Here is a 5956-nt window from a genome sequence, read left to right as displayed (position 1 = left end):
AATAGGTATTTTCAGTGATTAAGTTATGCTTATTAAGCAAGCGATACATAGTAGCTCTAGATACACCTAGCTCTTTGGCGGCCATTGATACTTGACCTGAGTTGGATTCTAGAACCAGTAATAGCGCATCTCGCTCTGAACGCTCACGAATACTTTTTAGGCTGCGCTTACCATCACTGCGTTTTGGTAAGTCGAGTTGCAATTCATCCAACATGACTGAATCGGACATCAGCACCACACGTTTGATCTGATTCATCAGCTCACGAACGTTACCCGGCCAGTGATAACGAGCCAATGAGCGCGCCGCTTCTTCAGTAAAACTGCGCGCCTGCGCGTTAAACTCTTTTGAATACTCCTGCAAGAAGTGTCGTGCCAGTAAAGCAATATCACCCGCCCGCTCTTTTAAGCTCGGGACATTAATACGCAATACGTTGATATAGTGGTACAGCTCTTCGTTAAAATTGCCATCAATCAGCGCTTTTTCAATATCGGAAGAGTTGGCGGCCAAAATACGCACATCCACCTCTTTGACACCCATTGAAGTTTCTATCGTTCCTTCTTGCAGGAAGCGCAAGAGGTTAGCTTGTTGGCTTTTAGGTAGCGTGAGAATATCTTTGAGTAGGATCGTCCCACCATCTGCCCGCTCCAATAATGAAGTTTGAGATGAGTCTTCACAACCAATACCGAATAGCTCACATTCAAAGCGGCTCTCCGATAAAGCTCGGCAATTCACTGAAATAAAAGGTTTTTGTGCGCGAGACGAGGTTTTGTGTACCGCTCTCGCGACCGTCTCTTTGCCCGTTCCATTTTCCCCATAAATGAGGATACTGACATCTGTAGGGCCGATGCGTTTGATCTGATCACGCAAGCGCTTCATGGGAGTGGACTCACCAATTAAACCAATATCCCCTGTTGCTCCATAATGTGGCCATACTTTTTTCTCTAACTTAAGCATTCCAAGTTGGTGTCCAATGGTGCTCAGTAGCTGCGCATCGGGAATCGGCGCCGTAAAAAAGTCGATACAAAAGTTAACAATGAATTGGCAAATCGTATCCGAGCTCAACTGTGATTCGCGAATGAACGCCAACCAACGTACTTGTTTATGGTTGCTGACCAAATTTGCAATGCCATTGAGGCTGAATTCATCATGGCTCAAATCAACAATACCAATGCATGGGCCTGTTTCTGCAAACAAGGCATCCGCTTTACGTAAATCTGCGCATTGTGTACAACGCCAACCAACCTGTTCAAGTACAGATAACCAAGGCTCGTATGTCCCACCAACGACGACAAGCGAACCAGGGACAGAATCCATTCGGAATTGAGTGCCCATCTATTATTCCTTATCTTTAAATTTATATGCAGTGCTACTTTTGGCACATTAAACGGCTGTTACATTAACGAGACTTGGCGCTGTAGTCTGTCTCAATCATAAGACTAGACAACAAATAAGCGCTTTGCCATTTAATATAGGGAACTATTTCATAATCCTTTCGAAATTTTTGTCTGTTAGCCCACGCTAGTGAACAAAACTTTTCAGACTAATGCAAAAAAAAACCGCCTATTTAGGCGGTTTATCGGAACGAAAGTAGCAATTACTGCTGTGGGCGCATCGCAGGGAATAGGATAACGTCACGAATCGTATGGGTGTTGGTGAGTAACATCACCAAACGGTCAATACCAATGCCTTGACCCGCCGTTGGTGGGAGACCGTGCTCTAACGCAACAACATAATCAGCATCGTAGAACATGGCTTCATCGTCGCCAGCATCTTTGGCATTCACTTGCGCTAAGAAGCGCTCGTCTTGATCTTGAGCATCATTAAGCTCAGAGAAGCCATTGGCGACTTCACGACCACCGATGAAGAACTCAAAACGGTCAGTGAAGAATGGGTTGTTATCGCTACGACGCGCCAATGGTGAAATATCCGCAGGGTATCCAGTGATGAAAGTCGGTTGCATCAACTTAGGTTCAGCCGTTTCACCGAATATCTCTTCAAGAAGTTGGCCACAAGTCCAGAAAGGTTCAACGTCTACATGAACTGATTTCGCGATAGATACCATGAGCTCACGGTTTTGCAGATCCTGTTCAGTTAACGCTTGGATTTGAGCGTGCTCTGGGTTGTAGTGTTTGATGGCTTCAAACATACTCATGCGAGCATATTGACCACCAAATTCTACCGTTTCATCACCATAAGGCATTGAAGTCGAACCTAAAACTTCCTGTGCCACAGTGCTTAATAACTCCTCGGTAAAGTCCATCAGATCATTGTAATCTGCGTACGCCATATAGAATTCCATCATAGTAAATTCAGGGTTATGGCGAGGAGAAAGACCTTCGTTACGGAAGTTACGGTTGATTTCAAACACGCGATCAAAGCCACCCACAACTAAACGCTTAAGGTAAAGCTCAGGTGCGATACGCAAGTACATTGGCATGTCGAGCGCATTGTGGTGAGTGATGAATGGACGCGCACTAGCACCGCCAGGGATCACATGCATCATTGGCGTTTCTACTTCCATGAACTGTTTTGAGATCATGAAGTTACGAATTGCAGTCATTACTTTAGAGCGAACAATGAACGCATTACGTGAACTTTCATTAACAATCAAATCCACATAACGTTGGCGATAGCGCATCTCTTGGTCAGTCAAACCGTGGAACTTCTCCGGTAACGGACGAAGTGCCTTTGTCAGCAATTCGTACTCTTCCATATTAACGTAGAGATCGCCTTTGCCAGATTTGTGCAACGCACCTTTCACGCCGATGATGTCACCAATGTCTAGACCTTGGTATTTTTCCTTGAGCTCAGTTTGAACCTCTTTTGAAGCATAAGCTTGAATACGACCAGAGGTTTCTTGAATAACAAGGAAAGGGCCACGTTTCGCCATGATACGACCTGCAATCGCCACAACATGGTTTAAGGCTTCTAACTCTTCTTTGCTCTTTTCACCGAATTGCTGTTGAAGATCGCCCGCAAGGCTGTCACGACGAAAGTCATTTGGGTGGCCATTCGCTTTACAGCTCTTACGGATGTGATCCAGCTTGCTGCGACGCTCTGCGATGAGTTTGTTCTCTTCTTGCGCAATTTGCTCTTGATTCATTTCGTTTTGAACAGCATCAGTCATTTTACATGTACCTTATATGTCGGTAAAAAAGCATTAAAGGCCTGATTTCAGGCTTGCTTCAATAAATTTGTCTAAATCACCATCTAATACCGCTTGGGTATTGCGGTTTTCAACGCCAGTGCGTAAGTCTTTGATTCGGGAGTCATCCAATACATAAGATCGGATTTGGCTTCCCCAGCCAATGTCAGATTTCGCATCTTCATTGGCTTGCTTTTCTGCGTTCTGCTTTTGTAACTCAAGTTCAAACAGTTTTGCACGCAATTGTTTCATCGCTTGGTCTTTGTTTTTATGCTGCGAACGATCGTTTTGGCATTGAACAACGGTATTGGTTGGAATGTGCGTAATACGGACCGCCGATTCGGTGGTGTTAACGTGCTGACCACCCGCTCCCGAAGCGCGATAAACATCGATACGAAGATCGGCTGGGTTGATGTCGATAGCAATATTTTCATCAATCTCAGGATAGATAAACGCAGAGGCAAAAGAGGTATGGCGGCGGCCACTCGAATCAAATGGGGATTTACGAACCAAGCGGTGTACGCCAGTTTCGGTGCGCAGCCAACCATAAGCGTAATCACCGATAATGCGCACGGTTGCGCCTTTTAGGCCAGCAACATCACCTTCAGACACTTCAATCACTTCAGTCTTAAAGCCTTTCGCTTCTGCCCAACGTAAATACATGCGTAGCAGGATTGATGTCCAGTCTTGAGCCTCGGTGCCGCCCGAACCAGACTGCAGATCAATATAGCAATCTGAAGAATCGTGATCGCCAGAGAACATACGGCGAAACTCAAGCTGTTCAAGCTTAGTTTCCAGCTCATCCAGTTCAGGGCCAATTTCATCGAAGGTTTCTTGGTCTTCTGCTTCAATAGCCAGTTCCAGTAGTCCTTCCACATCATCCACACCTTGATCTAACTGATCAATGGTATCGACAATGGCTTCGAGCGAAGCGCGTTCTTTACCTAGCGCTTGTGCACGCTCAGGTTCGTTCCAGACGTTGGGTTGCTCGAGTTCTGCATTCACTTCTTCTAAACGCTCTTTCTTAGCGTCGTAGTCAAAGATACCCCCTCAGGATATTTGTGCGCTCTGACACATCCTGAAGACGGTTTTTAATAGGATTGATTTCAAACATGTTTGCTCAACATTTATGAGTAGAATTTAACCGAAGAATTCTACTTAAAAATGTGACGAAGATACAGGAAAAATTCGTTTGATCTCTTGGAATAAAAGCTGGCGCACGCCTAAAAAAAGAGGCTGAACAATCGTGTTCAGCCTCTTTAATGCTTACGGGTAAAAACGCGATTATGCCGCTTCTTTAACCACACTTTGTTGAACGGTAGTTGCAATAAAGAACATGCAAATCATCGCAGCAAGTGTCGGAAGCAACCACCCCATGCCGACCTCAAACAGTGGCAGCATATTGAACGCAGACACATCAACGCCAGCGACTTTTGCCGCGTCGATCAACGCAAAAAGAAAAGAGACAAGTAGCACCACACGGTATGCCACTGCTGGGTTTGGTAGTTTCCCTCTCAAGAAGGTCAACATAATCAAGGCAATCGCAACTGGATAAAGCGCATACAGTGCGGGGATAGAAAGAGTGATCAATTGCGATAAACCAACGTTTGCCACGATAGCGCAAGCAACACCAATAATGATCACCCAAGATTTATACGCAATTGGAGTCAATGTGCAAAAGTAATCTGAACATGCTGAAATCAAACCAATTGCCGTGGTTAGGCAGGCTAGTAGCACGATGACAGAAAGCACGATCTGCCCATAAGGGCCAAACAGCGCTTGCACATATTGGCTAAGCACCGCACCGCCATTTTCTGCACCAAAAGCGACCACAGAGCTTGTCGCGCCAAGATAAAACAGTGAAATATAGACAAAAGCTAAACCAACCGCCGCAATGCACGCCGCGCTGATTAAATACTTTGTGGTTGCCGCGCGCTCAGTAATGCCTTTGCTACGCAGTGCATCGACAATTAACATCCCAAACATCAGTGCGCCAAACGTATCCATGGTGTTGTAGCCTTCAAGGAAACCTTTCGTCAACGGCTGAGTCAGGTATTCGCCTTGTGCAGTCACCATCTCACCTTGCGGGTCAACAAAAACCGCAACGGCTAAAATAATTAATCCAACAAATAGAGCAGGAGTTAGCACTTTACCAATGATGTCAATGAGCCGACCTTGAGACCAGGCAAAAAACATCGCAATCACAAAAAAGAGAATCGAAAATAGTGTCAAATGCGATTGTTGCGCATCAATGAAAAATGGTTTCACTGCCATTTCATACGCCACAAGGCCGGTACGCGGTGCTGCAAAGGCAGGACCAATGATGATAAAGATCATCACTGCCATGATAGTTGCAGCTTGTTTAGGCAGATCTTTGGTTAAATGCTCCCAAGAACCACCCGCGACAGCAATCGCAATAATCGTCATCAATGGTAAACCGACAGCGGTAATAAGGAAGCCTGTCATGGCTGGCAGTAAATGCTCTCCAGCAAGTTGGCCAGCGATTGGCGGAAAGATGATGTTACCAGCACCCAAGAAAAACGCGAAAAGCATAAAGCCGACCGCGATAATATCTGTTAGTTTTAACGTCTGCTTCACAGATAACCCTTAATTATTATTTGATAAATGTTGTGTATGCATTGTTGATGAGGTTGAAACCGCATCTAAATCTAAAAATTAAGGGCGAATAATGACGAAACACTCAAGACTTCGCAAGGCAAAGCAAAAAACGCTACATTAATTTATAATGTCGGTAAAAAACCAGTTTAAAACTCTAAATGTTAAAAAATAGAAAGAATGATGTGTTGATC

Annotated in this window: 4 protein-coding genes; all 4 read right to left on the bottom strand. The window is 44.9% G+C overall.

The window, feature by feature from the left end; translation table 11 throughout:
* On the bottom strand, positions 1 to 1333 hold a 1333-nt coding region (gene vpsR / locus B9J84_RS09705; RefSeq protein ID WP_017043264.1), incomplete at its 3' end, for a cyclic-di-GMP-binding transcriptional regulator VpsR.
* Positions 1334 to 1595: 262 nt separating this feature from the next.
* Positions 1596 to 3128 (bottom strand): lysine--tRNA ligase, encoded by a 1533-nt coding sequence (lysS, locus tag B9J84_RS09700; RefSeq protein ID WP_013857598.1) that lies wholly within the window; start codon positions 3126 to 3128, stop codon positions 1596 to 1598.
* 33 nt (positions 3129 to 3161) lie between these two features.
* Positions 3162 to 4260, bottom strand: a protein-coding gene (gene prfB / locus B9J84_RS09695) for a peptide chain release factor 2 (RefSeq protein WP_096000859.1) whose coding sequence is annotated in 2 segments (ribosomal slippage) — positions 3162 to 4184 and positions 4186 to 4260 — 1098 coding nt in all. Because the reading frame shifts where the segments join, the coding sequence is not laid out codon by codon here.
* 170 nt (positions 4261 to 4430) lie between these two features.
* The gene (gene brnQ, locus B9J84_RS09690) at positions 4431 to 5744 is read right to left on the bottom strand and encodes a branched-chain amino acid transport system II carrier protein (protein WP_013857601.1); all 1314 of its coding nucleotides are present in this window, start codon (positions 5742 to 5744) and stop codon (positions 4431 to 4433) included.
* Positions 5745 to 5956 lie beyond the last annotated feature (212 nt).

The organism is Vibrio sp. V03_P4A6T147 (assembly GCF_002241085.1).
GTDB lineage: Bacteria > Pseudomonadota > Gammaproteobacteria > Enterobacterales > Vibrionaceae > Vibrio > Vibrio anguillarum.
Note: the sequence above shows the minus strand (reverse complement) of the source record. Positions and strands in the feature narration are given on the sequence as shown.

Excerpts from the sequence above, each read along its gene's own strand:
- lysS (WP_013857598.1), bottom strand. The coding sequence starts at position 3,128 with ATGACTGATGCTGTTCAAAACGAAATGAATCAAGAGCAAATTGCGCAA.